The sequence below is a fragment of the Paenarthrobacter sp. AT5 genome (assembly GCF_032764245.1).
GTDB lineage: Bacteria > Actinomycetota > Actinomycetes > Actinomycetales > Micrococcaceae > Arthrobacter > Arthrobacter ureafaciens.
Window position 1 is genome coordinate 83,114 of the sequence record NZ_CP136441.1, and the last position, 26,958, is coordinate 110,071.

Genomic DNA, 26,958 nt, shown 5'->3' on the forward strand with positions numbered 1-26,958 from the left:
TATATAGATGTCCGCAGTCCCCACGTTCACGTTCCTCGGGCCCGAGGGCACCTTCACCGAGGCTGCCTTGATGCAGGTACCCGGCGCTGCCCACGCAACCCGGATTCCGTGCACCAACGTGAATACGGCACTGGACCTCGTCCGCGCCGGCGCCGCGGACGCCGCCATGGTGCCCATCGAGAACTCCGTGGAAGGCGGCGTTACGGCCACCCTTGATGCCATCGCCACCGGCACGGAACTCCGCATCATTCGCGAAGCGCTGGTTCCCATCGTCTTCGTGATCGTGGCGAGGCCCGGCGTCGAAATTTCGGACATCAAGCGCATTTCAACGCACGGGCACGCGTGGGCGCAGTGCCGCTTGTGGGTGGAGGCGAATATTCCGAACGCGGACTACGTTCCGGGCTCGTCCACAGCCGCGGCCGCCATGGGCCTGCTGGAGGACAATGCCCATTACGACGCCGCCATCTGCGCGCCGTTGGTGGCAGCGGAGCAACCGGGCTTGAACGTACTGGCCAGCAACATCGGCGACAACCCGGACGCCGTCACCCGCTTCATCCTGGTGAGCAGGCCCGGGCCCTTGCCGGAGCGGACCGGCGCGGACAAGACCACGGTGGTGGTTCCGCTCCCGGAGGACCATCCCGGCGCCCTGATGGACATCCTGGACCAGTTCGCTTCGCGGGGCGTGAATCTGAGCCGCATCGAGTCTCGACCCACCGGCCAATACCTTGGCCAGTATTTTTTCAGCATCGACGCCGACGGTCATATCTCAGATGCGAGGGTGGCGGATGCCCTCGCCGGACTCCACCGGATCAGCCCCGCCACCCGCTTCCTGGGTTCCTATGCCCGTGCCGACAAGCAGGCGGCCGTGGTGGCACCGCACACCTCGGATGCCTCTTTTGCCGCTGCGCATACGTGGGTTGAGGCCATCCTGAAGGGCTGACTCAGCTTCCCCGCGACCAGGACAATCAGGAAAATTGATTGACGTTTCAAGCCCCTTTCGCCGGAACCTAAGTCTGCGTATGCTTGCCTGATCCATAGACGATGGACAAATGCCCAAACGAAGGGAGCGGTCATGACTGCACACCGCGACGATCAGGACGGCCAGGGCATGATTGTGAATCCGAAGCCCTCCGGAGACAACAAAGACGACTGGGACGGTGACGATGCCGACCGTGCCGATCGCCTTCGCTTTGAAGAAGAACAGGCGATGATCCGCGAACAGGCAGAGGCCCATGCCGCGGCCAAGGCTGCCATGGAAGAGGCGGAAGACAATGCCGCCCAACCAGACAAGGGCGCTGTCTAAGCGACTGCCTTGGGTACCCGGACCAGCAGCGACCCCGGTTCCACCTGCACGGTGACCTTGGTCGCTGGGCCCATGGGGTCGCCGTCGATCTGGGTTGCCATAGGTTCCTGACTCCGGATGGTGACCTTCCGCGAGCGGTAGAAGTTCATGACCGGCAGGTTCCGTTTGTGCTTGAAAAGTACCTTGGCGTACATGGCGAGCCAGCCAACGGCGCTCCGGGGGCTCATCACAACGATGTCCAGCATGCCGTCGTCAAGCATTGCCTGTGGGATGAAGTCGATGCCGCCGGGGATCAGCCCGCAGTTCGCGAACAGGACGCTCCGGATCTTGCGGGACTGTTCGGGCTCGTCATCCATGGTGATCGATACGCGTTTCCGGCGGCCGGGCAAGTGCCGCACTCCGGCTTCCGTGTAGGCGAGCCAGCCCACGGATTTCTTGAGGTCTTCCTTGGTGTCGCCCACTACCTCGGCATCGAGTCCCATGCCGGCGATCACCAGGAACGTGTGCCTCGACGCTTCTCCGGTGATGCTGTTCTGGATGCCCATGGTGGCGGTGTCGATGTAGCGCTGGTGGCCGAACAGGGCCACCTGGATGCAATCGGCAACGTCATAGACGTCCAACTCGATGTTCCGGGCCAGCAGGTTGCCCGTGCCCAGCGGAATCAGGCCCATGGCTACGCGCTGGTGCGTCAGTGACTCGGCTACCGCGCGGACGGTACCGTCGCCGCCGCAGGCAAGAACGACGTCGGCTCCGGACTGCAGCGCTTGGCGCGACTGGCCGTAGCCCGGGTCCTCGGGGGTCGTCTCGTAAAACGTTGGGGCGTCCCAGCCCGCCAGGTCGCAGGCTTCGGTGATCGCAGCACGGGTCTCGGCGGACTTGTTCTTGACCGGGTTGAGGACCACGGCCACCTTTTGGTAGCCAGGGTCCGGCTTGTGCGGATCGGCCGCGACGGCGCTCCGTATATGCCTGGCTTTAAGTCGGCGCACGCCCCACCAACTGGAGACGGCAAACACCACGCATCCAGCCAGAATCACCCACAGGATCCAGTCGCTCATTGTGCTCCAACCCTATCGTCATGGGGGCACACGTCCGATTCGATACTCTTGTGTGGTGATCGACGTAAAAGACCTCAGCGAAAACCCGGACAAGTTCCGTGCCAGCCAGCGCGCCCGTGGCGCCGACGAGTCCGTTGTGGACGCGATCATCTCCGCAGACTCCGACCGCCGCGCAGCGCTGATCCGCTACGAAACCCTCCGCGCCGAGCAGAATGCCTTCGGCAAGAAGGTGGCGCAGGCCAAGGGCGAGGAGAAGCAGGCCCTGCTGGCAGAGGTCAAGGAACTCGCGAATTCGGTGAAGGCCGCTTCCGCCGAGGCTGACGCCGCGCAGGCCAAGCATGAGGAGCTCCTCCGCATCATCCCGAACCTTGTTGTTGACGGTGTGCCCGAGGGCGGCGAGGACGACTACGTGGTGGTCAAGACCGTCGGCTCGCCGCGGGAGTTCCCGGACTTCGAGCCCAAGGACCACCTGGAGATCGGCGAGCTGATCGGCGCGATCGACATGGAGCGTGGCGCCAAGGTTTCCGGCGCCCGGTTCTACTTCCTTAAGGGTGTTGGAGCCCGCCTGGAGATGGCTCTCCTGCAGATGGCCATGGACCAGGCCATCGAGGCTGGTTTCGTCCCCATGATCACCCCTACTTTGGTGCGTCCGGAAACCATGCAGGGCACCGGTTTCGATGTAAAGCACGACGCCGAGATCTACCGTCTCGCCGAAGACGACCTTTACCTTGTGGGCACCTCGGAGGTGGCCCTCGCCGGCTACCACGCAGACGAGATCCTGGATCTCTCCGCCGGCCCCATCCGTTACGCCGGCCAGAGTTCCTGCTACCGCCGCGAGGCGGGTTCGCACGGTAAGGACACCCGCGGCATTATCCGCGTGCACCAGTTCAACAAGGTGGAGATGTTCATCTACACCACGGTTGAGGAAGCAGCGGCCGAGCATGAGCGCCTGCTCGCCTGGGAAGAGGAGATGCTGGCCAAGTGCGAGCTTCCCTACCGCGTGATCGACACCGCTGCCGGAGACCTGGGCATGTCCGCGGCCCGCAAGTTTGACTGCGAAGCCTGGGTTCCCACGCAAAACGCGTACCGTGAGCTCACGTCCACGTCCAACTGCACCACGTTCCAGGCCCGCCGCCTCAACATCCGCGAACGCGTGGTCAACGAGGAAGGCGTTGCCAAGGGCACCCGTGCCGTGGCCACCTTGAACGGCACGCTGGCCACCACGCGCTGGATCGTTGCGCTCCTTGAGCACCACCAGAATGCGGACGGTTCCGTGAATGTTCCCAAGGCGCTGCAGAAGTACCTTGGCGGCCTCGAGGTCTTGCCGGTCCTGCAGCCCAAGTAGCTGGCATTAGTGGTTGTTCTGAGCTTTCAGAGCAACCACTATTGGGAGTCAGTTGGAAAAGAGTTCATCTGAGTCTGTTCTACTGGAACCATGACTATTTTGACTGATACTGCAGTTGCTGGCATCGATGACCAGCCCGATCCCAAGAACAAACTCATGATCGCGCTGGATGTTGACGGCACCCTCGTGGACCACGACGGCCATATGTCCCCGGCGGTCAGGGAAGCCGCCCAAGGTGTCGTAGCCAAGGGCCATGACGTCATCATCGCTACCGGCCGCTCGCTGAATGCCGCGTTGCCCATTGTTGAGCTGATCGGCTTGGAGCGCGGCTATGTGGTGTGCTGCAACGGTGGCGTCACCTTGCGGCTCGACCCCTCGCTGGAGGACGGCTACGAGATCGTCCACAAAGCCACGTTTGATCCCGCTCCCGCACTGGAAGCACTCCGCGAGCGGCTGCCCGGCGCCAAGTACGCACTGGAGGACGAAGCCGGCAACTTCTTGTCCACCGAGCGTTTCCACGATGTCAGTTTCGGGGTCGAATCGATCCCCGTCGACTTCCGGACGTTGCTGGATTCCACCGCAGTGCGCGTCGTGGTCTTCAGCACTGAGAACACCTCGGAGGAGTTCAACACCGCAATCGGGCACATCGGCTTGTCCGGGGTGACGTACTCGGTGGGATGGACGGCGTGGCTGGACATCGCCGCCGAAGGTGTCACGAAGGCCAGCGCTTTGGAAGCCTTGCGCCTTCAACGCGACATCGATCCGGAGAACACGCTCGCGATCGGTGATGGCCGCAACGACATCGAAATGCTCACGTGGGCGGGCCGCGGCGTTGCCATGGGCCAAGCCCCGGACGAGGTGCTCGCCGTGGCGGACGAGGTCACCGGGTCAGTGCTCGACGACGGCGCGGCCCTGGTGCTGCGCGGGGTGCTGTAGCTGCCGCCCGGCATCTGCGACGGGCGCCCGGCGCTTCTAGACTGGCTGCGTGGAGTATGCAGAAATTCCTGCCCCGGCGGCGTTGCGTCCCTTCGTGGAAGGCTTTTGGTTCCTGCGGGCCGAGCCGAAGGCCAGGTATGAGAAGATCCTGCCCGGCCCATCGGCGCACCTGATCCTGAACTTGTCAGAGCCTTACCGGCTGATCAGGCCACGGGAGGCAACCGGTATGGATCGGGCGTCGGCGGAGGTTGCCGCCGGGTTTTACGCCGGCGTCCAGTCCAGTTACCTGATCAGCGAGAATCCGGAGCGCCTGCACAACGTGGGGGTGCGCCTGGCGCCCTTCGCCCTCGCGGCATTTACATCTCAGCTGCCGTCGGAGTTTCAGGGCAATGTGGTGGATGCGCAGTACGTGTTCCCGGGTTTCGCGGACCTTCGGAGCCAGTTGCTCGATGCGGAGCCGGAGCAGGCCTTCGATGCCTTGGAATCGTTCCTGCTGGGGCATCTGAGTGCTGGCTACGAGGCCGATCCCAGGACCATGGAAGCCGTGGAAACCCTTGCTGAAGAGGACGTAGAGATCGGAATTCTGGCCGGACGGTTGGGCATCAGCTCCTCGACCCTGGAGCGGATCATGATGAGGGATTGCGGTCTGCGGGCCAAGGTGTATTCCGATGTGTGCCGTTTCTTCAGGTTCGTCAACCAACCCGCCCTCATGCCGGCGGGTTCGGCGCCCGGCCGTGAACTCCTGGGCCTGGCGGACTATTACGACCAGCCGCACCTGATCCGTGCGTTCCGACGGTTCAGCGGTTTTACACCCACCGAATACCTGCGCGTGATCCAGACGCACGGTCCCGAGTACGCCACGTTCGTGCCCGTGGAGGAACTCGCCTAGACGAACCGCAGTCCGGCCAACTCTCGGCAGCAGGTTGCGGGTTTTTTACAAGACCGCCCCACGTCCCGCCGCCTACCCTCTCCTCAGGGAACCACCAGGAAGGGAAGGCCGTGGAAATCCATATCAATTGGCTCGCAGTGCTGTTGGCAGCGTTGGCCACGTTCGTCGTAGGCGGGCTGTGGTACTCCGTGCTCTTCGCCAAGCCCTGGCAAAAGGCAGCAGGCGTGAGTGACCAGCAGCTGAAGTCCGGAACGGCGAGGGTCTTTGCCGGGTCCTTCGTACTTGCCGCGATCATGGCCGTGTTCCTGGCCGCGTTCATCGGCCGTGGCGGCTTTGTTTTCGGCATCGTGGCCGGGCTGGCCGCAGGCATTGGCTGGGTGGCAACGGCTTTGGGCGTCAACTACTTGTTCGAACGCCGCAGCCCGGTGCTTTTCGCGATCAACGCCAGCTACAACGTGGTGACGTTCGCAGTGATGGGGGCCATCGTGGGAGCCCTGCAGGCCTGAGTCGTCTTCGCGTGTGGAGGCCTACTTGAAGTGGGTCTCCACGTTTCCGCCGCCCGCGGCCTTGACGATCGCCTCGGCAACCTCCCGCAGCTTGACGTTCCGGTTGCTGGAGGCCCTCTTGATGAGCTCCACGGCTTCGGCCTGGGTGCAACGGTTCTGGGCGATGATGATGCCGGTGGCTACGTCGATGACGGTGCGTGAAGCCATGGCGGCGCGCAGGTTGGCCGCAGTCTGGCTGTGTTGGGCAATCATGACGGCCAGGCTCAGCCCCTTCGCAGCCTGCTGCACGTAGTCCGTGGCCCGCTGCACCGTCGCTTGGTCGAATCCGGCTGTACGTTCGGAGTAGAGGTTCATGCTGGCTTTGGCGCTGTCGTCCGGAAGCGGAATCGGCAGGGCAAGGATCGAGCGTATGCCTTGAGCCAGGGCCACCTCTTTGTAATCGGGCCACGTGTCGTCGGCCGCAAGGTCAGGGACGTGTACTTGGACGCCTTTCCTGGCTGACAGCAGGCACGGACCCTCGGCGAACTGGTACTGGAGTTCGTCAAGCAGGAGGGCGCGTTCTCCGCTGCTGGCGACCGTCGCAGCGGTGCGGTGGCGGAGCAGGGTGACCCCACAAAAGACGTCGGCATCGGCAGTGCTGAACATCGCAGCGGAATGCCGGGTCAGCTCAGTGAGGAATGCCTCGACGTCAGGATTATCCAGGAACAGGTCCTGGATTTCGCCGGCCACCAGGTGGGGCGCGGCTTGTTGTTGGTCTTCCATTGGGACCTCCGAACCTTGGACAGAAGCTCTTCTTTGAGGGTAGCTCCGAAGTTCCACCGAAGCTAATAATAAGGATGCTTCTCTTTTTATAATAAGTATGCTTCTCTTTTTAAGAGTCTTGCAGCGGGCTCATCCCCCAATAAGCAGGTCTAAGGATTGAAGCCGATGCGGCAAGCTCGACCCTTCCAGAACCCCTATCACGCGAATGCGCCGGAAAGCAGCCTCCGGCAAAGTTTTCAGGACGGCTTGGTCCTGGACCATTTGAACCTGGCGAAGTCCATTGCCGCCCGGTACTCAGCCCACACCCATGATCTGGACGACGTCCGTCAGGTCGCGTTCATGGGCCTCATCAAGGCCGCCCGTGGCTACGACGAGGCCAAGGGCGTCAGCTTCCCGGCCTACGCAGCCCCCACCATTGCCGGTGAGGTGAAGAGGTACCTGCGGGACCATTGCTGGGTGGTGCGTCCCCCGCGTCCTATCCAGGACATGCGGCGCCAGGTCCTCGCCAGGACAGAAGAAATGACCCAGGCCCTGCAACGCACGCCTTCCCCGGAAGAGGTCGCAGAGGACCTCAGCCTGGAGCCGTGCCAAGTACGTGAAGCCCTGATGGCGGGAACCAGCAAGCGCCCCGATTCCCTGGACGCTCCGGCCGTGGCCGGCGGCGACGGCCTCCAAGGGTCCCTCTCCAGTGCCGGCTGCCCCACGGACAAACTGGAAGACGTCCTCGCCCTGCGGAACGCCATCAGAACCCTCAGCCCCGAGGACCGCCATCTTCTGTACCGGCGTTACTACCGCGAGGAAACCCAGTCGACCATCGCCGAGGCCCTCGGAATGTCGCAAATGCAGGTATCGCGGAGGTTGTCCAAGATCCTGGTGACGTTGCAGGCGCAGTTGTTCGAGGGCCAGGCCGAACTACGGGACGGCACAGCACTCTAGGTAACACTGCCCTCCAAGGAACACTGCTCTCTAATCCGCCGGGGGTACCAGAGAGCGCCCGCAGGGCGGTGGCCAATGCCGCCGCCCCGGGCCACGCCGGCGCCAACTCAGCAGCGGAGTCCGTCCACTGCATCCAGCACGTCGCGCACCGTGACTGCCAGGAGTGCGGGGTCGGGATCAGCGGCGAAGACGTCGCCGCGGCGGAGTTCGACGGCGGTGAGGACCACGTGCGGCCCGGGCGGCGGTCCCCATTCCTCAGCGGGCGCAGGACCGAACAGGACAACTGACGGGCGTTCATAGGCGGATGCCAGGTGCGCGGCACCCGTGTCGGCGGAAACAACCAGCCGCGCCTCGGCGATTGTCGCGGCGAACTCGGCGAGCCCTTGACGTCCGGCGAGCACACCGGCGTCGAGGTTTGCTCCTTGGCGCTTGGCCAAAACGGCCGTCTTTTCGGCCCGTTCGCGTTCGGACGCGCCACCGGTGAAGACGACGTCGTGTCCCGCCTTGGTGAGTTCCACGGCCACTTCCGCGAACCGCTCCACCGGCCACAACCTGCTCCCGTACGCGGCTCCGACGTGAATGACGGTGGCACCGGGGCGGGGGGAAGCCGCCCGGGGCTTGTTGAGCCGGTAATCCAGGGGATCGGCGTCGATGCCGTGCCACGCGAGCAGCCTGGTCCAGCGCTCGCGTTCGGGAAGTCCCGTGGTCCATTCGGGTCCGTCCACGCCGGGAGACCGGTGCGCCACTACCCGCTTGGCCTGCAGCTCCTCGATGCGCTGCCGGCTCTCGGCTCCGTTGCCGTGGAGGTTCACGGCAACGTCCACCACGCCCGGGGCGATGGTCAGTGGATCGTCCAGCCCGGGGGTGGGCAGGTGGTCGATGCCACCTACAAGCTCCACTGCCTCCGCCACCCACGTGGGTGCGGCGTAGAGGATGCGGTGTTCCGGAAACGCCCGGCGCAGGCCGCGCAAGGCAGGAACCGCAACCAGCAGGTCCCCCAGTTTCAGTGCGCGCAGGGCGAGCAGTATGGGCTGTCCATTGCTTTCAATGTTGTTCAAGGTGGCCTCCCGCTTAGGAGTCTAGCGGCAGGAAACTTCTCCTCGTCGCGCTGTTTAGGGCACGGAGAACTGGGGAACTTTGCCGGTATGGGAGGAACCGGAACGTTGAAGGCGGTCCTGTTTGACCGCGATGGAACGCTCGTCGTAGACGTGCCATATAACGGCGACCCGCGACTGGTGCGGCCCATGGAGAGTGCCCGTTCGGCAGTTGCGAGGGTGCGCGAGGCCGGACTGGCCACAGGTGTGGTCAGCAACCAGTCGGGAGTTGCCAGGGGGCTGATAACGCCGGCCCAGGTGGAAGCCGTGAACCAGCGCGTCGATGAGCTGCTGGGGCCGTTCGACGTGTGGGAATTCTGTCCGCACGGAACGGAGGATGGCTGTCCATGCCGCAAGCCCGCGCCGGGCCTCATCCACAGGGCCTGCGAGGCGTTGGGCGTGGAACCGTCGGAGGTGGCCGTGATAGGTGACATCGGGGCGGACCTTGGGGCCGCAAAGGCTGCTGGTGCCCGGGCTGTCCTGGTCCCCACGCCGGTGACCCGCGAGGAAGAGATCGTTGCGGCGGACCTGGTGGCGAACGATCTGTGGCACGCCGTGGAGCTGCTGCTGGCAGTGCCCGAAGATGCGGCTCTTTCCGCCGGGCCGGCAGTCCGGACCGGCGGCAACCCTACCCAAGGTGCACCTGCGTGAGCCGCGTCCTGGTAGCCCGCTTGGACAGCATGGGCGACGTCCTCGTTTCAGGGCCGGCAATACGTGCCGTGGCCAACGGCAGCAGGCCCGACGGCAGCCGGCCCAACGACGTCGTACTGCTGTGCGGTCCGGAAGGGACCGGTGCGGCGGAAATGCTTCCCGGCGTCACTGAAGTCCACACCTGGCAGTGTCCTTGGATCGTCAATCCGGCCCCGCCCGTTACCGAAGAATCCACCCGCGGCTTGGTGGACTTTGTCCGTAGTTCCCGGATTGAGGAAGCCGTGATCCTGACGTCCTTCCACCAATCCCCGCTGCCCTTGGCAATGCTGTTGCGCCTGGCCGGGGTAAAGAGGATTACGGGCGCCTCCACCGACTACGCGGGTTCGTTGCTGGATGTCCGGCTCAGGCCGGGCGAAGATTTCCCCGAGGATCAGCCGGAAGCAGTACGTGCCCTTGGTATCGCCCATGCGGGAGGCTTTGTCCTTCCGCAGGGCGACGACGGCAAACTGCGCGTGAACACCGCTGCAGATGACGAATTCGCCAACAAGCTCGCTGACGAGGGCCCCTACATTGTGGTGCATCCCGGCGCAGCAGCCCCCGCCCGGGAATGGCCCGCGCTGCACCACGCCGCCACCGTGGAGCTCCTGGAGGCCTATGGACACCGTGTCGTAGTGACCGGAGGGCCTTCCGAGGCCTCGCTCACCGCAACGGTTGCCGGTCCTTCCGCGCAGAACCTCGGCGGCAAGACCAACCTCCGCACGCTGGCAGCGGTTCTTGAGCGGGCCGCCGTCGTCATCACTGCCAATACGGGACCCGCGCATCTGGCCGCCGCGGTGGGCGCGCCGGTGGTTTGCCTGTTCGCCCCCGTGGTCCCTGCCATCCGTTGGGCGCCGTACGGGGTGCCGCTGGAACTTCTGGGCGACCAGGAAGCGGCGTGCAAGAACACCCGTGCCCGGAACTGTCCCGTTCCCGGCCATCCCTGCCTGAGTTCCGTCACGCCCGAACAGGTCCTCGAAGCCGTGGAACGCCTGCTGGGTGGCGTGGCTTCCCTGGCTACCCGACGAAAGGTGTGGAAACCATGAGAATCCTGGTGTGGCACGTCCACGGAGGATGGATGGAGGCATTCGTCCGCGGACGCCATGAATACCTGCTTCCGGTAGAACCCGACGGCGGCCCCTGGGGCTTGGGGCGCGGTGGCCGCGACTGGCCGGACAACGCCGTGGAAGTGCACCTGGCCACGCTGGACCCGGACGGCGTGGACGCAGTAGTCCTGCAACGGCCGGAGGAGATCGCCGCAGTGGCCCGTTCCTTGGGGCGGAAGCCCGGCGTGGATCTGCCTGCCGTCTACCTCGAGCACAATACGCCCAAGGGAGACGTGCCGTTCACTGTGCACCCGATGGCTGACCAGCGCACTATTCCCGTAGTGCACGTGACCCACTTCAACCAGCTCTTCTGGGACACCGGTTCGGCCGCCACGGTAGTGATCGAACACGGCATCCCGGATCCCGGCCGCCTCTATACCGGTGAGCGGGAAGAAATGGGCATCGTGGTCAACGAGCCGGTGCGGCGCGGGCGTGTCACCGGCACCGACCTCCTGCCGGGCTTCGCCGGAGTGGGTCCGCTGAGGGTCTTCGGGATGGGAACGGAGCATTTGCCCGGAGCCCTGAACCTGAAGGGGCTGGGTCTTGGCGAGGAACGGCTGAGGATTGCCGGGGACGTTCCGGCGTCGCAGCTCCACGCCGAGCTGGCCCGTTGCCGGCTCTACGTGCATCCGCTCCGTTGGACGTCGCTGGGCCTTGCACTGTTGGAAGCGATGCATCTGGGCATGCCCGTGCTGGCGCTCGGGACCACGGAAGCCTACCGCGCCGTTCCCCGCGGCGCAGGGCTGGTCTCTACCGACGTCGATGAACTCCAGAGATTCGCCCGCCGGCTGCTCAATGACCCGGACGACGCTTACGCCATGGGCCTTCGGGCCCGCGAAGCTGCCTTGGAACGCTACGGGCTGGACGCATTCCTCCGGGCCTGGGATGAGCTCCTCGGGGACTTGAGAACACGGGGGAGCGCCGCACCAACCGCAACAGCGGCCGGTGGGGCGCCCCGATCGGCACCGCCAAGCCATGATGCAGAGAGGACACACCCATGAAGATCTCCATGGTTTCCGAACACGCCAGTCCGCTGGCGGCTTTGGGAGGAGTGGACGCCGGGGGACAGAACGTCCACGTCGCCGCACTTTCCTCGAGCCTGGCCAAACGTGGCCACCAAGTCACCGTGTACACACGCCGTGACGATCCGGAGCTGCCTGCAAAGGTGCAGGTGGCACCGGGACTCACCGTGGTCCACGTGGACGCCGGTCCCGCCCGGCACATCCCCAAGGACGAACTCCTGCCGTTCATGGGTGCCTTGGCGGACGGTATCTGCGAGGACTGGGCCGGCGATCTTCCGGACGTCGTTCACGCGCACTTCTGGATGTCCGGGTTGGCTGCAATCCAGGCGTCCCGGCGGGCCGGCGCGGCCGATCCCGTACCCGTGGTGCAGACCTTCCATGCCCTGGGATCCGTCAAGCGGCGCCATCAGGGCAGCGCGGACACAAGCCCGGCGGCACGCGCCTGGCTGGAACCCTGGGTTGGCCGGACGGCCGACTGGGTCATCGCCACGTGCCCGGACGAGGTCTTTGAACTGAAGACGCTCGGCATCAGCAAATCCAAGGTCTCAATCGCTCCTTGCGGCGTGGACCTCGCACTCTTTGACGGCACGGCCGAACCCGAACCGAAGCCGCGCACCCACCGGATCCTCAGCGTCGGGCGGCTGGTTCCCCGCAAGGGAGTCGACCTCATCATCCAGGCCCTGCCGCATCTTGAACAGGCAGGCTTCGACGACGTCGAACTCCTGGTCGTCGGCGGTTCCGGCGATGCCCTGACCCTCGAGGAAGACCCGGAAGCCCAGAGGCTCCGGGCGCTCACCAAGGAACTGGGCGTAGAAGACAAGGTCACCATGCGCGGCCAGGTGCCGCGCGACGCAATGCCGGGCATCCTCCGCAGCGCTGACGCGGTCATCTGCACCCCTTGGTACGAGCCCTTCGGCATTGTTCCGCTGGAAGCGATGGCAAGCGGCGTGCCCGTGGTGGCCGCCGCCGTCGGGGGTTTGCGCGAAACAGTGGTTGACCACAAGACCGGCCTGCAGGTCCCGCCGCGGGACCCGGAGGCAATCGCCGACGCCGTTGGGCAGCTCCTGGGCGACCCCGCCCTGCGTGCCGACATGGGCAGGGCCGGCCTGCGCCGCGCCCGCTCGCGCTACTCGTGGGACCGCATTGCCGCTGACACCGAAAAAGCGTACCGATCCGTCCTCGCCGCCGGGCTTTCCCGCCAGGCCGGGGAAGCTCTTGAACCCCTGGAAGGAACGGCACTGTGACCATCAACAGCCACACCACGAACACCACCGTCAAGAGTCCGGCGAAACTCAAGTCAGTCCCGGACACCATCCCCGCGGGGTGGGCCGGATCCGGCGCCGCGGACACCGAGGTAACCAAGCATCTGGACAACGTTCTTCCGGCCCTCGAATCGCTGCGCTCGCAGGCAGGCCGGCTCTCCGGATGGGGTACCGAGCTTGCCAACCGCTTGCTGGCCGGCCAAAGGTTGCTTGCCGCCGGCAACGGCGGATCCGCCGCTGAAGCCCAGCACCTGACCGCCGAACTCGTGGGTCGCTTCGACTCGGAGCGGGCCCCGTTCTCAGCCATCTCCCTGCATGCTGAAACATCGGCAGTCACGGCGCTGGCCAACGATTACGGGTACGACGAAGTCTTCGCCAGGCAGGTCAGGGCGCACGGTCGTGCCGGCGACGTCCTGGTCCTCCTGTCCACCAGCGGACGCAGCCCCAACCTCCTCAAGGCGGTCCGGGCAGCCAATGAACGCGGGATTGCAACGTGGGCCCTCACGGGGCCGGGCCCCAACCCGCTGTCCACCGCGTGCGACGAGGCCGTCACGGTGGAAGCCATTGCGGCCAACGCGCAGGAGGGCCATCTGATCGCCGTCCACGCGGTCTGCAGGGCCTTCGACGCGGAGGTTGCCCGGCGGACCGGAACCTCGGGCAGGGGAGTCCAGCCATGAAAGTGACCGTGGTGGGCGACCTCCTCCTGGACGTCGACATCAACGGAACCGCCACCCGGCTGAGCCCGGACGCGCCGGTTCCCGTGGTTGACGTAGGAGGCGTCCGGCGTCGGGCAGGCGGTGCCGGGCTGGTAGCCACCCTCCTCATGCGCGACGGCCATGACGTCACTTTGGTCACCGCTGTGTCCGACGACGACGGCGCCGCCCACCTCAGGCGCGCACTGTCCGGCATGGAGCTGCTCACCGGAGCCCCGCTTGCCCCTACCCCCACCAAGACGCGGGTCCGGATCGGTTCGCATCCCGTAGTCCGGTTCGATGAAGGCTGTGCCCCTGCGCCAACTCCGGACTGTACCGGGGACATGCGGGCGGCCATCGACTCGGCAGAGGTGATCGTGGTGGCTGACTATGGCAGGGGGATCACCTTCAACGAGGACATCCGCGACGCCCTCACCACGGCGGCGCGCCGGATTCCCGTGGTGTGGGATCCGCATCCTTCCGGTTCGCAGCCCGTTTCCGGAGTGTCGGTGGTAACCCCCAACCTTGCCGAAGCGAGGGCCCTCGCGAAAGCGGCCGGGCTGGAACCGGTGGTGGATCCCGGCGCCGGAACTGCCCAAGCCGGGACCCGACTGCTGGAACACTGGAACAGCCGCGCCGTCCTGGTGACCAAGGGCGAAGCAGGGGCGGTCCTGGTCGAAGCGACGGGACCTGCTACCGACATTCCCGCGCCCAGGACCAGCGTTGCTGATCCCTGTGGAGCCGGGGACCGCCTCGCAGGGAGCCTGGCTGCCTACCTCGGCCTCGGCGTCGCATTGCCCGAAGCTGCCAGCCGGGCCGTCGCCGACGCATCAGCGTTCCTCGCAGAGGGTGGGGCCGCATCGCTCGCGGTGGACGCCGGTGCGGTTGAACCCGGCCCCGCCGCGGCTGGACCCGACCCCGCCGATGCGGTTGAACCCGGTCCCGGCGCGGCCGGACCACACGCCGATGCCGGAGCCGTCGTCGAACTTTTCGGCAACCAGCCAAGTCGTCCCGACGGCGTCCAACTCGCCGCAGAAGTGCGGGCGCAGGGCGGCACCGTCATCGCAACGGGGGGATGCTTCGATCTTCTCCACGCGGGGCACGCGCGGACGCTCGCCGCTGCCCGTGCCATGGGGGATTGCCTGATCGTGTGCCTCAATTCGGACCAGTCCGTCCGCCGCCTCAAGGGCCCGCACCGGCCGATCGTCAGCATGGAAGACCGGGCAGAGCTGCTGCTCGCGCTCTCATGCGTGGACGCCGTGGTGGTCTTCGACGAGGACACGCCGGAGGACTGCCTCGAGTTCATCCGGCCCGATATCTGGGTCAAGGGCGGCGACTACCAACCCGATGAACTGCCGGAAGCCCGGCTGCTGGCCACGTGGGGAGGGCAATGCGTCACCGTGCCTTTCCACCCGGCCAGATCGACCAGCGGCCTGGCGGAAGCGCTCGCCAAGGTCGGCTGAACCTGTACAGAACCGCCTAACGAAAGGAACCGCATGAACACGCAAACACCTGGCCGCGTCATCGTTACTGGAGGCGGCTCCGGCCTGGGGGCCGCGATCGTGGAAGCGATCAGCAACGCCGGCGGCACGCCGGTCGTCTTCGACCGGGACGTCAGCAACGTCTCCGGCGTGAAGGCCCTGGAAGTGGACGTCTCCAACCGGGAAGCCGTGGAAGCCGCTGTGAAGGAAACCGCGGAAAGCCTCGGCGGCCTGGACGGCGTCGTAACCGCTGCCGGCATTGACCGTTGCGGAAAGCTGGGCGACGTAGCTGCCGAAGAATGGGAAAAGGTCATTGGGGTGAACCTCCTGGGCACCGTTTCCACGGTCCGGGCCGCTCTGCCTTACCTGAAGGAATCCAAGGGCCGGGCCATCACCATCGCCTCCACCCTGGGCTTGCGTGCCCTCCCGGATGCAACGGCCTACTGCGCCTCCAAGTTCGGCGTGATCGGCTTCAGCCGCGCGCTCGCGGCCGAAACCGGCGGGGTCATCGGCGTCACCACCATCATTCCGGGTGGCATGAAGACCCACTTCTTCGACGACCGCGACGAGCAGTACAAGCCGCAGGACGACTCAAAGCTCAACGATCCCGCGAATGTGGCTCAGGCTGTGGTGTTCGCGCTCTCGCAACCGTTCGGCTGCGAGGTCCGCGAACTTCTCATTACCCCCGCAGAAGAAGGCTCGTGGCCGTAAGGTCCCGCACGTCCTGAACAACGTCGGCCACGGCGATGCCTTCAATGAGGGTGTCGTCGTGGCCGCAGTGCGGAGCGGTCCAACCAACCTGGGTGACGTCCGCGCCGCAGCGGGGGCACTTGGTCACCCACGACATGTGGATCCGATGCATGCTCCGGCCCCGCGCCCCCGCATTGAAGGCGTTGCCCACCCAGAAAATGCCCACGGTGGGAGTTCCCAAGGCCTGGGCCAGGTGCCGGGGCCCGCTGTCGCTCGCGAGCATCACCGTCGCCTCGTCCAACAGGGCTGCCAACTGCCCGAGGTCCAGTTCGCCGGCCACCGAACGCACCGCCTCACGGTCCCGTTCCGGAATCTTTGACTGCGCGAGTCCGACGACTTCCTGGGCCAGTGCCTTCTCCGATTCGTCGCCGACCACCAGTACCTGGACACCTTCGGCTGCGAGGCTCGCGGCTGCGTCAGCAAAGTACGACGCCGGCCAGCGCCTTCTGGGATCGGTGGCACCAGGGTGGATGACCACCAGGGAGGAACGGGCCTGGTCCTTCAACCCCGCTACGTCCTGCCGGTACTCCGGTTTTGGCCGCAGCATGGGCGCAATGATGGTGGGCGCGCCCGCAAGTCCCACTGTCTCAAGCCAGCGGTCAGGCTCGTTCTGGTAGTAGATGTAGTCCAGGTTCCGCTCCAGCCGTTCGGCATCCGGAGTCCGCGTTCCCACGGTGTGCCTCGCCCCCAGCTTCAGCAGGAACGGGTTGGAGAAGCGGCCGCCGCCGTGCATCTGGACAGCCAGATCGAAGTTCCGGCCTTGCATGTCCTGGAGGAACCGTTCAAGCGCTTCCGGATCTTCGTCGCCGTCGCGGACGCCCTTTGCAAACGGAAGGATCTCGACGTCGTCCACGGGGCCTTCCGTTGCGGCCACCAACGCCGCATGGATGGGTGTTCCCAGCAGGGTCACGCGGGCTTCCGGGTAGGCGCGCCTAAGGGCAAACAACGCCGGGTAGGTATAGATGAGGTCGCCCAGCCCGCCGCCGCGCAATACGGCGATCCGCTGCACATCCTGGAACTTCGCCAGTACGGGGCCAACACCTGATTCGAGCGAGATGGCAGAAGCCGGAGAAGTGTCCATGTGGTACATCCCTTCGAGAGGAAATCGGGGGTCCCGCAGCGCTTGCCGGCTCTTGCGGCACCGGCCGCGGACCCGGTGCGGAAAACTGCTGTGCAGGTGTGTGAAGGGCGGGCCGTTGGGTACCTGAGGGAGAGCAGGAACTTGCCGCCTCAACCGGAAGGTACCCCATGGCACGCCTCTCCAATCAAGAAGGTCTGGCCGAATGGTTGCCAGGCCGCCTGGCCGAAGAAGAACCCGTTATCACCGTCATCGGCGACGCCATCCTGGATGGCTGGTGGGACGGGCTGATTGAGCGTTTTTGCCGGGAAGCGCCCGCTCCCGTGGTGCAGGTAAAGCGCCGTGACTACGCTCCAGGCGGCGCAGCGAACACGGCCATGAACCTGGCTGCCTTGGGTGCCCGTGTTCGATTTGTTTCCATGGTCGGTGAGGACACAGCCGGCCGGCAGCTCCGGCAAAGGCTCGCAGCCGCCGGGATCGATGTGGACGGCGTACTGTCGCACCCGGGCATGACCACCACCACCAAGAACCGCGTCAGCAGCGGCGGACAGGTCATGCTTCGGCTGGACGATGAATCGGCGTCAGTGCCTGAGGACGGTTTGCTGGAACTGGCGGCCCTCATCCCAGGAGCATTGGCGGGTTCGGACGCGGTGATCCTCTGCGACTACGGCGCAGGCGCACTGGTTGGTCCGGTCCGCGAAGCGCTGCAGCGGGAACTGGGTCCCGGATCACCGGGAAGGCAGAAACCCGCAGGGAGCGGTAGTCCTTTGGTGGTGGTGGATGCCCACCACCCCGAACAGTGGGCGGAGCTGGCACCGGACCTGGCCACCCCGAACGCCCAGGAAGCTGCCCTGCTGCTCGGCGTTGAGCTGCCCGGTGGTGCTGCGCGGTGCCCCTTCGTGGAGGCCCACGGTGCCCAGCTCATGGCCGCCTCCGGTGCGGCCGCCGTCGTCGTAACCCTGGACCGGGACGGCACGCTGACCGTGCGCCAAGGCAGCGACGGCGAGGTGGCCACCCACCGCACCTGGGCGCGGCCGGAAGCGGAGAAGCAGGCCTCCGGCGCCGGCGATACCTTTGTTGCCGCGCTGAGCCTGGCGCGCGCAGCCGGGCTGCCCCTGACCACCAGCGTTGACCTTGCCCAAGCAGCCGCCGACGTTGTGGTCCACCGGCCCGGCACATCCGTGTGCAGCACCGAAGAACTGGCCCACCATCTCCGGGAGTTCGCGGACACCGCGCTGACCGCAACCGAATTGGCCAAGCAGGTGGAGGCGCACCGGCAGGAAGGGCGGCGGATCGTCCTCACCAATGGTTGCTTCGATGTCCTGCACCGGGGCCACACCCGCTACCTCAACCAAGCCAAGCAACTCGGTGACGTGCTGGTGGTGGCCCTCAACAGCGACTCCTCGGTCCGGCAACTGAAAGGACCGGACCGTCCCGTCAACCACGAGGCCGACCGTGCCGCCGTCATCGCTGCGCTGAGCTGCGTGGACCACGTCACCGTGTTCGACACCCCCACGCCCATCCCGCTGATCGAACTCCTCAAGCCGGACGTCTACGCCAAAGGCGGCGACTACACGCCGGAAATGCTCGCCGAAACAGCTGCTGTGGAAAGCTACGGAGGCACGGTGACTATTCTGGACTACGTACCGGAACACTCCACCACGGCCGTCCTGCAACGCATCCGCTCCACAGGCGAAACCACCAGCTGAGGGAAGAAGAGTCCATGCGCATCGTCATCACCGGGGCTACGGGAAACGCGGGCACCGCCCTGCTGAAGCGGCTCCAGAAGGCCCGGTCCGAGGAGGGGGCCGACCTCCAACTGGTGGGCATTGCACGGCGGAAACCGGACCTGGACGCCGCGCCTTACCAGGGCGTCGAATGGCACAGCCTGGACATCGGACACCACAGGGACCGTGAGGCCCTGGACAAAGTCATGGCCGGGGCGGATGCCGTGGTGCACCTGGCGTGGGCTATCCAGCCGAACCACAACCGCAAGCTTCTGCGACGCACCAACGTTGCGGGCACGGCCCACGTCCTCGGGGCTGCCCGCAGGGCAGGGGTGGGGCACGTCGTCTGCGCCTCCTCCGTGGGCGCGTACTCGCCAGCGCCGAAGGACCAGAGAACCAAGGAAAACTGGCCTGCCGGCGGAATCAAGGGCTCGCACTACAGCGTGGACAAGGCCGCGCAGGAGCGGCTCCTGAACAACTTCGCCAAGGCAAACCCGGAGGTGGTGGTTGCGCGGCTGCGGCCCGGGCTGATCTTTACCTCGGAAGCCGGCAGCGAAATCGGACGCTATTTCCTGGGCAGGGTCCTCCCGCGACTGATTCCCCGCCGGCCCTGGCTCCCCGTCCTTCCGGTCCCCAAGGACCTGATCTTCCAGGCCGTGCACGCAGATGATGTGGCCGACGCTTATTGGCGGGTCCTCAGGGAACGTGCCGAAGGAGCCTTCAACATCGCCGCCGAACCCGTGCTGGATCCCAATGCGCTCGCATGGATCCTCCATGCCCGGCGCCACCTGCCCATCCCGGTGTCGTTGCTGCGCGCCGTCGTCAGCGCTACATGGCGGCTGCGGATGCAGGTGACGGACCCCGGCTGGGTGGACATGGCTGCGGGCGCGCCGATCATGGACACAAGCCGGGCGCGGACCATTCTGGGGTGGATGCCCCACAAATCGTCGCTGGAGGCATTGACCGAGATCGTCGACGGACTGGGCGAGGGGAAAGGCCGGAAAGCTTCACCGCCGCTGACACCCCGTTAACCCGTATTGCTGCAGGTGGCGTTCGGGTGCTACTTGTTCGGGTGCTACTTGGATGACAGCACGGTGATCATGCGCCGGAGGCTCATGGCCACGGATGCTGCCGCGTTCACGGATGCCTGACCCGCTGCTGCTTCGTTGATGGCATCGCCCAGCGCGGCCACGCAGTCCCGCGCTTCGGCCAAAGCGGGCTCGAGTTCGGGCTCTTCGTCACTGCGCCACCGGTCGATCACGTCAGCTACTGATTCCAGGGCTTCGGAGAGGTTGCTGAGGACGCTGTCCGGGATGACGGTCCCGGCCCCTTCCTCCCAGATCACGCTTTGCAGCACGTCGGTGATGTCCTGCACGTGGAAGGTCAGCCTCTCCACGGTCCGCAAGCCGGCAAGGTCTTGGGGGAGGCGGGTGGCACGACGGCGGGACCTGGGATTCGCTTTCGCGCTCAGTTCCGCTTGGTACACGGCGGTCCGCACTCCCGCTGCAGTTGTGTCCAGGAGGTCGCTACGGCTGGCCCAGGCCTCATGGTTTGGCGGCCACGATTCCTGCATCGCCTGTGCCATGTCCCTCAGCTGGCGGGACAGCGCGTTCCGGTGCCCTTCCAAGGCAGGGTCTACCTGTTCCAGGTGCAACGGCGGGATGATTAGCCAGTTCACTGTCAATCCCACCGCTACGCCCAGGGCCATCTGGAGGACGTATCCGAAGGAGAAATTCTCCGCGTTGGAATCACCCAGTAACAGCACAAAGAGCGCGGCCATGGGGATCCACTCGGAAGCCGTGCCCAGCCGGGGGAGGCCGCCAATGAGCACGCCGAGGCCGATCACCAGTGCCACGGAGAAACTGGAGGGGTCGGCGAAGGTGGTCACCGCAAACGCCATGCCGATGCCCAGGGACAATCCCAGCAAACTCTGGAACCCGTGCTTGGCGGAGTCGGCCACCGTTGGGTGCATGCTCACCAAGGCACCCAGCGGCGCGTAGTAAGGGTAGGCGGCAGCCGGTCCGGGCATGAACGGGGCCAGGTACCACGCCAGTCCTGCAGCGAGGGCGGTTTTGGCGGCAAACAGCAATCTGTGGCGGGTAAAAGTCCTTCGGAGCGCGGAGATCAGCCGTCGCCTGTTGGGGATAAGGCGCATCTTCCCAAGATTCGCAGGTCTTGCATGGTGTGTCGAACCGGCGCTAAAGGGAAGCAAATGTTTTTTGATTCGTGCGATTGAATCCCCGGACAGCGGGTACACACCCCATTGATAGTAACGATACTTACTATCCCGGCTGCTGTCCGCAGCCTGCCAACTGTGGAAAGAGAGCGACAATGACTGAGAGCCAATCGCCGCAGGACGGAAGCTTCGCGGCGCCTCGAAACGGGGTCCCCGCCGGGACCGAACCTTACTCCGGAAGCTACCTGGACTCGCCAGTTGAAACCGAGGCCGACACCGCCACCACCAGCACGGCCGGATACCAGGGCGGCGCGTCGGGATCCGGCTCCCACTCGGGGTCCGGCACTGTTGATGCCGCCAAGCAGGAAGCTGCAGGAGTGGCCAGTACAGCCAAGGACGCCGCCGGTGGCGTGGTTGATACCGCCAAGGGTGAGGCCGCGAACGTGGCCCAGGAAGTCAAGCTCAATGCCCGCCAACTGCTGACGCAGACCAAGGGCGAGTTGACCGACCAAGCCGCTACGCAGCAGCAGCGCGTCGCCGAAGGGCTGCGGTCCATCTCCGATGAACTGTCCACCATGGCAGGTGCGTCGAACAACGGCGGAGTGGCCGCGGACCTCGTCCAGCAAGCCGCCGATCGTTCATCATCGGTTGCCCAGTGGCTGGAGAACCGCGATCCCGGATCCTTGCTGAACGAAGTCAAGAGCTTCGCCCGCCGTCGGCCGGGTGCCTTCCTCCTGCTCGCAGCAGGAGCCGGTGTCCTCGCCGGCCGTCTGGGACGCGGCATGGCAGACAACGCCGCCGCTGACAGCACCGGGGCCGCTGCCACTTCCGCACCCAGGGCCGAGTACTACCCGAGCTCCGGCGGCGCAGTGCCGCCACCCGCCGTCGACCTCCCGGGTCCGGATGCCACCACGGCAAGCTACGGCACCACGCCCACCACCGGCTACGGCACTACCGCCGGCGTCACGGCTGCCGGCGGAGCTGCAGGAGCAGCCGGCTACGGCGCCGGTACGTCCGGTCTCGAGCCAGGTGCCGAAGGATACAGCGCCGATGGCTACCGCGCCGACGGCTACGAAGCCGGTGGTTACGACGCCGGAACTACCGGTGGGCTGGAGGGCTCCACGGCCGCCTACCCGGAAACCGATGGTGGAACCAAGGCGCAGGGTGACCCGCTGGCCGGACCCCTGGATCCCGATGACCCCTCCTATGGAGGTTCCCGATGACCAGTCCCGCTGACCTTCCCCCCACGGAAGCCCACCTCAAAGCGGAAACCGTACCCCTCGGGGAATTGCTGGGCGACCTGACGCGCGACGTCTCCACGTTGATGCGCCAGGAAGTCGAACTCGCCAAGGTCGAACTCAAAGAGTCCGCCACCAAGGCAGGGAAGGGCGCCGGCATGCTGGCCGGAGCCGCATGGGCCGGGCACCTCGCTGTCGTGTTCCTTTCCCTCGCCTTGTGGTGGGCCCTGGGCCAGCTGGTTGGCCTGGGATGGTCGGCCGTGATCGTTGCCGTTATTTGGGGCATCGTCGCGGCAGTGCTGGCCAGCATCGGCCGGAAGGAACTGAAGACCATCAACGGGATGCCGCGTACCGCTGAGACAGTCAAGGAAATACCTCCAACCTTCAAACCGAACACTGAGGAGACACGATGACGCAGAATCCCGACGCCCTGCGCGCCGACATCGAACAAACCCGCAGGCGGCTCAGCACCAACGTTGACGCCGTGGCGGACAAGGTCACCCCCTCGCACATCGTCAACAGGCGTGTGGACCGGATCAAGACGGCCGTGTTCGGCGCCCGCGACGATGTCCAGGATGCTGCGGGCAATGCCGCGCACCAGGCTCATGACGCCGTTTCCGGTGTGGTTTCCGATATCGGTGACGCGCCGCAGGCCATCACGCGGAAAGCCCAGGGCAGCCCTGTGGCAGCCGGCTTGATCGCTTTCGGTGCGGGTCTCCTCGTTTCGGCTCTGTTCCCGCCGTCGGAGAAGGAGAAGGAAGCCGCCCAGGCTGTGAAGGAAGCCGCGCAGCCCTTGACCGACGAGCTGAGCCACGCCGCCCAGGAAGTCGCCGAACACCTCAAGGAACCGGCTACCGAGGCTGTGCAGAACGTCAAGGAAACCGCCACCGAGGCTGCCGGTCACGTCAGGGACGAAGGCCAGGCTGCGGCCGCCGATGTCCAGGACCGTGCCACAACCGCGAAGGACAACCTGGGCAACCAGTAACTGCCCGCTTCACACAACTGAGTCGCAGCTCCGCGCGTTTAGAAGGTCCATAACGCGCAGAGCTGCGACTCAGTTTGGGTTAAAACCTCAGCGCACCTCGAGAATCAGCTGCAGTAACCGGGCCGCGGCCGGGCGGGCAGCGTGCTCCTCGGCCCACTGCGCCCGCGCTACGGCCCTGCTCACGGCCTGCGTGCTGATGCCCAGTTCCTGGGCCACGGCTTTCTGTTGCCCCCGAACGCCCGGCGTCAACAGGTCCAGCACCCGCCACTCCGCCACGCTGCGTTCCTGCACTATATGTCCGAGCAGCCGGAGCACAGCCTCGGCTTCCGCGGCTTGGTCCGCATACGGTCCGTCGACCGCTACCGGCACGCGCTCTTTTCCATACCGGAGGCGTTCAACAGCCCGCCGGGCGTACACCAGGCCGTGGCCGGAGGCATCCTTCACCAGGTTCGGCAGGGGTTCATTGATGGGTCCAACGCCGATTCCCACGTACCACTGCCCGCTGCGCAGGGCTATCAGGGCCGATTCAACGGCTTGGTGGCTCGAGTCGACGATGCCTTGCACTTCATCCTCAACCGAACGGTCAAAGTCGATGCGCGCCGGTATGTGCCGCAGGTCCTTCAGGAGCTTCGGCACCAGATCGCCGTCGCGTCGACTGTCGCGTTGGTTGATGGTCAGCGTGAACATAGTGGATCACATGCTACCGGCTGGTAGCTGCTCCGCAAGGCTGCGGATTCACTGTTACCTGGTCCGGTGCGGTTTGGCTGAAAAGCACGACGGCGGGCGGACCTTCCGGTTATTGCCCGGCTTGGCTGGCTGGTGCCGCCTTTGGATCAGCAACCGGCTGCTGTCCCTGCGCCAGGCCCGAGCGGCGGTCGATTGCCACGAATTTCGGATCCCAGGTGTCGCCGGAACCGCCGCTCAGCGCAGAGACGATCATCATGAACAGGTAGAACGGGAAGAAGGACCAGCAGACCGCGCGCCAACCGCCCAGCCAGGCTCCCGCCGTCGTGCCGTTCTTGATGCGCACCGAACGCGTACCCGCTGCGGCGTCCCCGACGCTGCCCGAGGTTCCCCAGATCATGCCGTACACGAACAGCCCGACGAACCACAGCACGACGTAGAGCGCGAGCCAGAAACCGTCGTTGAAGGCAAGCAGTGAGCCGCTGTTCATCATGGCATTCCTGGCGACCGCCACCATGACGGCGATGACGCAGTAGCCCACCACGAACACCAACGCGTCCAGCACCCGGCCCCAGAAATGGGCGGCACCGGAGGCTTTGACGTACAAGGCTCCGGACTCGGTGTGGCGGCGGACCTGCCGGCCGTTGGCCGCGTCCACGAGTCCGGTGGCGGTCTGCGACGTCGAATTGCTCATGCGGCGAGGCCACCCAGGATGCCGGCCAGGCCGGCCGCCGACGTTTCCTTGATTTGGAGCGAGACTGCGTCGCCCTCCACCTGTGGAGTCAGGACGTGGACACCGGACGGACCTGTGTACACGGTGATGGTGGGGAAGTCGTTGGACTCGGTATTGAAGGCCACAATGTTGCTGGCTGCCTCGGTGTCAGCGAGGGCGGTTGCAGCGTACTCCTCGAACTTCGCCTCCGTGTAGACGGTGGCTTCGGTGTCCTGCCGGGCAGCGTTCTTGGGGTCCACGAACTCGGCGAGGCGGGGGACCAGCTGATCACGGGTGACAACCGTGAAGCCGTGCAGCCCGCCCTCGTCCACTTCCTCGATGAGGACGCCGTCGTCGTGCACATAGCCATACAGCCAGCGCTTTCCGGTGGAAACGGTGCGCTCCACGGAGACCACGCTGTTACCGCTGCGGCGCAGGGTGAGGGCGCCTGTGATTTCTTCAGTGGCGTGCAGGCGCGAGGGTTCGGTCTCGCCTTCGAAGACCACCGGGTACACCAGTTCCTTGGCGAGCAGCCCGCGCAAGGCCACCGCGCACATGAGATCCTTGCTGGCGTCCTGCGAGCTCAGCCAAGGGAGCGCCACGATCTGCTCGTGCTGCACCCCGTCGAGGGCCACTACTTCCTCGTCCGTCAGCGTGGGCAGGGCCGCCCCCTCCGAGGTGGCCGAGGCAAGGACTTTCGCTGCCGCTTCGATGTCCCTGGCGGTCCATTTCATAGTGGTGCTTGTCATCCGAATATCCCTCCAACAAACTTTCCGACTGACTTGGCGGCATCACTAACCCCGTCTGCCACCTTACTGCCTACGTCCTTGGCGAAATTGCCCACTTCCCTGGCGCCGTCGGCAAGGTAGCTGCCCGGATTGCGGGCGAAATTGGTGATGGAGGACCAGTTGTCGGCCACCAGGTTGCCCAGTGCCCAGGCCCCGGCAACGATGCCCGCCCCGATCACGATCGGAGCGCCCACCGGTCCCAGCAAGGCCGCGCCGCCCGCGGTCATCAGCATGACGCTGCCGACGCCGCCCACCACGGAGAGACCGCCGGCAACACGGTCACCTGTGCCGCGCCAGCCGTTGTGCTCGGGGCTGATCATGTCGCTGATGCCGCCAACAATATTGAGCGGGGCCGCGAGGGCGCCTGCCACCCGGAGGCCCTTCGAGAGGCGGCTGGCATCCTGGAAAGCCTGGCTGAACGGGATGTTGGCTTTGAGGTCCGTGATGACGTCGGTGACCTTTTCGCCGTTGCGCAGTGCGGTCAACGCGTCCTTGATGACGGTGCCGCCGGCACGCCAGTTGGTGAGCACCTCGCGGGTCTTGACCCATTCGGCGTGGCCGAGGTTTCCGTATTTGTAGGCAGTCCAGAGCTGGGCCGCGAGGTCCTTGACGCCCATCCCGGTGCCGTAGACGTCACTGAGGACACCCACGGAACTCCGGGATCCGTCGTTGTTGCTGGCGAATTCCTGCTGGTTGGCGTTCTTCTTCAGCAGGCTCGCGTTGTCCCGGAGCATGGTGGCGGCCTTGACCAGGCTCTGCCGGTGCTGGCTGTTCCAGTCGTTCTTGAACATGGTGGCGTCACGGCCCTGCCAGGCCGTGGCCGAGTTGATGGCGTTGGACAGCTGGGCGCTTTGCATGGTGATCGTGTCCGCCGCTTTACCCATCACGCCGGCCAGACTGCGAAGCTGCGCAATGTCGGCGCCATAGAACCCGGCCATGTGGAACCCCTTTTTTGTTGCATGAGTCGATGAGAGTCTCGTCCCACCCTAGGCGGGGCGGGCAAGCGCTGCGATGGGGAGCGGTGCCCATCGCGGCAGCGCTTAAAGGGCAGCGCTTAAAGTACGACGGCGGGTGGTGGGGTTCCCTTCAGAACCGCACCACCCGCCGTCGCAACCCAACTGAGTCGCAGCTGTGCGCGTTTAGAAGCTTCAAAACGCGCACTGCTGCGACCTACATGGGGAAGGACTAGTGGCCTTCTGCTGCGAAACGCTTGATGGAAGCCTCGAGCTCGGCTTCGGCGGCGGCACGGTCGCCCCAACCCTCGGCCTTGACCCACTTGCCCGGCTCGAGGTCCTTGTAGCGGGTGAAGAAGTGCTCGATTTCCTTGATCAGGAATTCGTTGACGTCGCTGACTTCCTGGATGTGGTCGAAGCGTGCATCCGCGGGAACGCAGAGAACCTTGGCGTCTCCGCCGCCGTCGTCCGTCATGTTGAAGACGCCGATCGGGCGGGATTCAACGATGACGCCCGGGTGGAGGTCGAAGTCCTGCAGGAGCACCAGTGCGTCCAGCGGGTCGCCGTCTTCGCCCAGCGTGTTCTCGAAGAAGCCGTAGTGCGTGGGGTACTGCATGGAGGTGAACAGCACGCGGTCCAGGCGGACACGGCCGGTTTCGTGGTCGACTTCGTACTTGACGCGCGATCCCTTGGGGATCTCGATGGTCACGTCGTGCTTCATGGAATGCTCCTTGACGGGTGTGGGTGGGGCTGGCTTCGCCTGTAACGGAGACCGCCGGAAACCGGCAGCC

Annotated in this window: 29 protein-coding genes; 19 read left to right on the plus strand and 10 right to left on the minus strand. The window is 65.5% G+C overall.

All coding sequences use genetic code 11. The features are described 5' to 3' along the window. Positions 1 to 7: 7 nt before the first annotated feature. Both pheA and RI444_RS00410 read left to right on the plus strand, forming a co-directional pair. On the plus strand, positions 8 to 940 hold the full coding sequence (gene pheA, locus RI444_RS00405; protein WP_207605281.1) for a prephenate dehydratase: 933 nt from the start codon (positions 8 to 10) through the stop codon (positions 938 to 940). Positions 941 to 1,072: 132 nt separating this feature from the next. Next, positions 1,073 to 1,303, plus strand: coding sequence for a hypothetical protein (locus RI444_RS00410; protein ID WP_062094487.1), 231 nt, complete (start codon positions 1,073 to 1,075; stop codon positions 1,301 to 1,303). On the opposite strand, the gene RI444_RS00415 is transcribed toward RI444_RS00410, so the two are convergent. Beyond that, positions 1,300 to 2,358 carry a diacylglycerol/lipid kinase family protein gene (locus tag RI444_RS00415; protein ID WP_207605280.1) on the minus strand — a complete coding sequence of 353 codons (1,059 nt, stop codon included), beginning with the start codon at positions 2,356 to 2,358 and terminating at the stop codon, positions 1,300 to 1,302. The genes RI444_RS00410 and RI444_RS00415 overlap by 4 nt on opposite strands. 55 nt (positions 2,359 to 2,413) lie before the next feature. Between RI444_RS00415 and serS the strand changes: the two genes are divergently transcribed. The 4 genes from serS (at position 2,414) to RI444_RS00435 (ending at position 6,034) form a co-directional block, all read left to right on the plus strand. After that, positions 2,414 to 3,703 carry a serine--tRNA ligase gene (gene serS / locus RI444_RS00420; RefSeq protein ID WP_207605279.1) on the plus strand — a complete coding sequence of 430 codons (1,290 nt, stop codon included), beginning with the start codon at positions 2,414 to 2,416 and terminating at the stop codon, positions 3,701 to 3,703. Positions 3,704 to 3,793: 90 nt separating this feature from the next. Then, positions 3,794 to 4,639, plus strand: a complete 846-nt coding sequence (locus RI444_RS00425) for an HAD family hydrolase (RefSeq protein ID WP_207605278.1) — start codon at positions 3,794 to 3,796, stop codon at positions 4,637 to 4,639. A gap of 49 nt (positions 4,640 to 4,688) precedes the next feature. After that, positions 4,689 to 5,528, plus strand: coding sequence for a helix-turn-helix domain-containing protein (locus RI444_RS00430; RefSeq protein WP_316963856.1), 840 nt, complete (start codon positions 4,689 to 4,691; stop codon positions 5,526 to 5,528). A 110-nt stretch (positions 5,529 to 5,638) separates the two neighbouring features. Continuing rightward, positions 5,639 to 6,034 carry a DUF1761 domain-containing protein gene (locus RI444_RS00435; protein ID WP_166184684.1) on the plus strand — a complete coding sequence of 132 codons (396 nt, stop codon included), beginning with the start codon at positions 5,639 to 5,641 and terminating at the stop codon, positions 6,032 to 6,034. Positions 6,035 to 6,055: 21 nt separating this feature from the next. On the opposite strand, the gene RI444_RS00440 is transcribed toward RI444_RS00435, so the two are convergent. Beyond that, complete coding sequence (locus RI444_RS00440) at positions 6,056 to 6,796, minus strand: GAF and ANTAR domain-containing protein (RefSeq protein WP_207605276.1); 741 nt, start codon at positions 6,794 to 6,796, stop codon at positions 6,056 to 6,058. A gap of 165 nt (positions 6,797 to 6,961) precedes the next feature. On the opposite strand from RI444_RS00440, the gene RI444_RS00445 reads away from it, so the two are divergent. Further along, on the plus strand, positions 6,962 to 7,732 hold the full coding sequence (locus tag RI444_RS00445) for a sigma-70 family RNA polymerase sigma factor (protein ID WP_062094501.1): 771 nt from the start codon (positions 6,962 to 6,964) through the stop codon (positions 7,730 to 7,732). A 107-nt stretch (positions 7,733 to 7,839) separates the two neighbouring features. Here RI444_RS00445 and RI444_RS00450 read toward each other — a convergent pair whose 3' ends face one another. Further along, entirely contained in the window at positions 7,840 to 8,790 is a 951-nt protein-coding gene (locus RI444_RS00450; protein WP_069696636.1) for a glycosyltransferase family 9 protein, read from the minus strand. Positions 8,791 to 8,877: 87 nt separating this feature from the next. Between RI444_RS00450 and RI444_RS00455 the strand changes: the two genes are divergently transcribed. The 7 genes from RI444_RS00455 to RI444_RS00485 all read left to right on the plus strand — a co-directional run bounded on the left by RI444_RS00455 (position 8,878) and on the right by RI444_RS00485 (position 15,787). Next, on the plus strand, positions 8,878 to 9,477 hold the full coding sequence (locus RI444_RS00455) for a D-glycero-alpha-D-manno-heptose-1,7-bisphosphate 7-phosphatase (RefSeq protein WP_069696637.1): 600 nt from the start codon (positions 8,878 to 8,880) through the stop codon (positions 9,475 to 9,477). Continuing rightward, positions 9,474 to 10,559 carry a glycosyltransferase family 9 protein gene (locus RI444_RS00460; RefSeq protein ID WP_069696638.1) on the plus strand — a complete coding sequence of 362 codons (1,086 nt, stop codon included), beginning with the start codon at positions 9,474 to 9,476 and terminating at the stop codon, positions 10,557 to 10,559. The genes RI444_RS00455 and RI444_RS00460 overlap by 4 nt, the downstream gene beginning before the upstream one ends. After that, positions 10,556 to 11,620: a glycosyltransferase gene (locus tag RI444_RS00465; RefSeq protein WP_207605275.1), complete on the plus strand. Its 1,065-nt coding sequence runs from the start codon at positions 10,556 to 10,558 to the stop codon at positions 11,618 to 11,620. The genes RI444_RS00460 and RI444_RS00465 overlap by 4 nt, the downstream gene beginning before the upstream one ends. Continuing rightward, the gene (locus tag RI444_RS00470; RefSeq protein ID WP_207605274.1) at positions 11,617 to 12,885 is read left to right on the plus strand and encodes a glycosyltransferase; all 1,269 of its coding nucleotides are present in this window, start codon (positions 11,617 to 11,619) and stop codon (positions 12,883 to 12,885) included. The genes RI444_RS00465 and RI444_RS00470 overlap by 4 nt, the downstream gene beginning before the upstream one ends. Before the next feature lie 68 nt (positions 12,886 to 12,953). Beyond that, on the plus strand, positions 12,954 to 13,580 hold the full coding sequence (locus RI444_RS00475; protein WP_242703240.1) for an SIS domain-containing protein: 627 nt from the start codon (positions 12,954 to 12,956) through the stop codon (positions 13,578 to 13,580). Beyond that, complete coding sequence (gene rfaE2, locus RI444_RS00480) at positions 13,577 to 15,058, plus strand: D-glycero-beta-D-manno-heptose 1-phosphate adenylyltransferase (protein WP_179013099.1); 1,482 nt, start codon at positions 13,577 to 13,579, stop codon at positions 15,056 to 15,058. The genes RI444_RS00475 and rfaE2 (RI444_RS00480) overlap by 4 nt, the downstream gene beginning before the upstream one ends. Positions 15,059 to 15,091: 33 nt before the next feature. Next, a complete protein-coding gene (locus RI444_RS00485) occupies positions 15,092 to 15,787 on the plus strand; it encodes an SDR family oxidoreductase (RefSeq protein WP_166184706.1) in 696 nt (231 codons plus the stop codon). Here RI444_RS00485 and RI444_RS00490 read toward each other — a convergent pair. Then, positions 15,756 to 16,907: a glycosyltransferase family 9 protein gene (locus tag RI444_RS00490; protein ID WP_179013102.1), complete on the minus strand. Its 1,152-nt coding sequence runs from the start codon at positions 16,905 to 16,907 to the stop codon at positions 15,756 to 15,758. The two genes, RI444_RS00485 and RI444_RS00490, sit on opposite strands and share 32 nt — an antisense overlap. A 167-nt stretch (positions 16,908 to 17,074) precedes the next feature. Here RI444_RS00490 and rfaE2 (RI444_RS00495) point away from each other — a divergent pair, with 167 nt between their 5' ends. Together rfaE2 (RI444_RS00495) and RI444_RS00500 are read left to right on the plus strand one after the other, a co-directional pair. Further along, positions 17,075 to 18,613: a D-glycero-beta-D-manno-heptose 1-phosphate adenylyltransferase gene (gene rfaE2 / locus RI444_RS00495; RefSeq protein WP_207605272.1), complete on the plus strand. Its 1,539-nt coding sequence runs from the start codon at positions 17,075 to 17,077 to the stop codon at positions 18,611 to 18,613. A 14-nt stretch (positions 18,614 to 18,627) separates the two neighbouring features. Continuing rightward, entirely contained in the window at positions 18,628 to 19,662 is a 1,035-nt protein-coding gene (locus RI444_RS00500; RefSeq protein WP_179013108.1) for an NAD-dependent epimerase/dehydratase family protein, read from the plus strand. A 44-nt stretch (positions 19,663 to 19,706) separates the two neighbouring features. On the opposite strand, the gene RI444_RS00505 is transcribed toward RI444_RS00500, so the two are convergent. Beyond that, entirely contained in the window at positions 19,707 to 20,786 is a 1,080-nt protein-coding gene (locus RI444_RS00505) for an FUSC family protein (protein WP_218643814.1), read from the minus strand. Positions 20,787 to 20,962: 176 nt separating this feature from the next. On the opposite strand from RI444_RS00505, the gene RI444_RS00510 reads away from it, so the two are divergent. The 3 genes from RI444_RS00510 to RI444_RS00520 are packed head-to-tail and all read left to right on the plus strand — an operon-like array spanning position 20,963 to position 23,030. Continuing rightward, a complete protein-coding gene (locus tag RI444_RS00510; protein ID WP_207605271.1) occupies positions 20,963 to 22,030 on the plus strand; it encodes a hypothetical protein in 1,068 nt (355 codons plus the stop codon). Then, on the plus strand, positions 22,027 to 22,458 hold the full coding sequence (locus tag RI444_RS00515; RefSeq protein WP_207605270.1) for a phage holin family protein: 432 nt from the start codon (positions 22,027 to 22,029) through the stop codon (positions 22,456 to 22,458). Before RI444_RS00510 ends, RI444_RS00515 begins: the two co-directional genes overlap by 4 nt. Next, a complete protein-coding gene (locus RI444_RS00520; RefSeq protein ID WP_021474224.1) occupies positions 22,455 to 23,030 on the plus strand; it encodes a DUF3618 domain-containing protein in 576 nt (191 codons plus the stop codon). Before RI444_RS00515 ends, RI444_RS00520 begins: the two co-directional genes overlap by 4 nt. Before the next feature lie 87 nt (positions 23,031 to 23,117). Here the strand turns inward: RI444_RS00520 and RI444_RS00525 are convergent, their stop codons facing one another. The 5 genes from RI444_RS00525 to RI444_RS00545 all read right to left on the minus strand — a co-directional run bounded on the left by RI444_RS00525 (position 23,118) and on the right by RI444_RS00545 (position 26,888). Next, positions 23,118 to 23,717: a MarR family transcriptional regulator gene (locus RI444_RS00525; protein WP_021474225.1), complete on the minus strand. Its 600-nt coding sequence runs from the start codon at positions 23,715 to 23,717 to the stop codon at positions 23,118 to 23,120. A gap of 109 nt (positions 23,718 to 23,826) precedes the next feature. Continuing rightward, positions 23,827 to 24,408 carry an RDD family protein gene (locus RI444_RS00530; protein ID WP_207605269.1) on the minus strand — a complete coding sequence of 194 codons (582 nt, stop codon included), beginning with the start codon at positions 24,406 to 24,408 and terminating at the stop codon, positions 23,827 to 23,829. After that, complete coding sequence (locus RI444_RS00535; RefSeq protein ID WP_021474227.1) at positions 24,405 to 25,175, minus strand: hypothetical protein; 771 nt, start codon at positions 25,173 to 25,175, stop codon at positions 24,405 to 24,407. The genes RI444_RS00530 and RI444_RS00535 overlap by 4 nt, the downstream gene beginning before the upstream one ends. Next, the gene (locus tag RI444_RS00540; RefSeq protein WP_179013121.1) at positions 25,172 to 26,152 is read right to left on the minus strand and encodes a hypothetical protein; all 981 of its coding nucleotides are present in this window, start codon (positions 26,150 to 26,152) and stop codon (positions 25,172 to 25,174) included. Before RI444_RS00540 ends, RI444_RS00535 begins: the two co-directional genes overlap by 4 nt. Before the next feature lie 247 nt (positions 26,153 to 26,399). After that, on the minus strand, positions 26,400 to 26,888 hold the full coding sequence (locus RI444_RS00545; RefSeq protein ID WP_021474229.1) for an inorganic diphosphatase: 489 nt from the start codon (positions 26,886 to 26,888) through the stop codon (positions 26,400 to 26,402). Between the last annotated feature and the right edge of the window lie 70 nt (positions 26,889 to 26,958).

Coding starts and splice junctions, on each gene's coding strand:
- RI444_RS00465 (WP_207605275.1), top strand. CDS start 10,556: ATGAGAATCCTGGTGTGGCACGTCCACGGAGGATGGATGGAGGCATTC.
- RI444_RS00485 (WP_166184706.1), top strand. CDS start 15,092: ATGAACACGCAAACACCTGGCCGCGTCATCGTTACTGGAGGCGGCTCC.
- RI444_RS00535 (WP_021474227.1), bottom strand. CDS start 25,175: ATGACAAGCACCACTATGAAATGGACCGCCAGGGACATCGAAGCGGCA.
- RI444_RS00500 (WP_179013108.1), top strand. CDS start 18,628: ATGCGCATCGTCATCACCGGGGCTACGGGAAACGCGGGCACCGCCCTG.
- RI444_RS00545 (WP_021474229.1), bottom strand. CDS start 26,888: ATGAAGCACGACGTGACCATCGAGATCCCCAAGGGATCGCGCGTCAAG.
- RI444_RS00455 (WP_069696637.1), top strand. CDS start 8,878: ATGGGAGGAACCGGAACGTTGAAGGCGGTCCTGTTTGACCGCGATGGA.
- pheA (WP_207605281.1), top strand. CDS start 8: ATGTCCGCAGTCCCCACGTTCACGTTCCTCGGGCCCGAGGGCACCTTC.
- RI444_RS00425 (WP_207605278.1), top strand. CDS start 3,794: ATGACTATTTTGACTGATACTGCAGTTGCTGGCATCGATGACCAGCCC.
- RI444_RS00410 (WP_062094487.1), top strand. CDS start 1,073: ATGACTGCACACCGCGACGATCAGGACGGCCAGGGCATGATTGTGAAT.
- RI444_RS00520 (WP_021474224.1), top strand. CDS start 22,455: ATGACGCAGAATCCCGACGCCCTGCGCGCCGACATCGAACAAACCCGC.
- RI444_RS00415 (WP_207605280.1), bottom strand. CDS start 2,358: ATGAGCGACTGGATCCTGTGGGTGATTCTGGCTGGATGCGTGGTGTTT.
- RI444_RS00445 (WP_062094501.1), top strand. CDS start 6,962: ATGCGGCAAGCTCGACCCTTCCAGAACCCCTATCACGCGAATGCGCCG.
- rfaE2 (WP_179013099.1), top strand. CDS start 13,577: ATGAAAGTGACCGTGGTGGGCGACCTCCTCCTGGACGTCGACATCAAC.
- RI444_RS00515 (WP_207605270.1), top strand. CDS start 22,027: ATGACCAGTCCCGCTGACCTTCCCCCCACGGAAGCCCACCTCAAAGCG.
- RI444_RS00440 (WP_207605276.1), bottom strand. CDS start 6,796: ATGGAAGACCAACAACAAGCCGCGCCCCACCTGGTGGCCGGCGAAATC.
- rfaE2 (WP_207605272.1), top strand. CDS start 17,075: ATGGCACGCCTCTCCAATCAAGAAGGTCTGGCCGAATGGTTGCCAGGC.
- RI444_RS00530 (WP_207605269.1), bottom strand. CDS start 24,408: ATGAGCAATTCGACGTCGCAGACCGCCACCGGACTCGTGGACGCGGCC.
- RI444_RS00470 (WP_207605274.1), top strand. CDS start 11,617: ATGAAGATCTCCATGGTTTCCGAACACGCCAGTCCGCTGGCGGCTTTG.
- RI444_RS00505 (WP_218643814.1), bottom strand. CDS start 20,786: ATGCGCCTTATCCCCAACAGGCGACGGCTGATCTCCGCGCTCCGAAGG.
- RI444_RS00510 (WP_207605271.1), top strand. CDS start 20,963: ATGACTGAGAGCCAATCGCCGCAGGACGGAAGCTTCGCGGCGCCTCGA.
- RI444_RS00525 (WP_021474225.1), bottom strand. CDS start 23,717: ATGTTCACGCTGACCATCAACCAACGCGACAGTCGACGCGACGGCGAT.
- RI444_RS00490 (WP_179013102.1), bottom strand. CDS start 16,907: ATGGACACTTCTCCGGCTTCTGCCATCTCGCTCGAATCAGGTGTTGGC.
- RI444_RS00540 (WP_179013121.1), bottom strand. CDS start 26,152: ATGGCCGGGTTCTATGGCGCCGACATTGCGCAGCTTCGCAGTCTGGCC.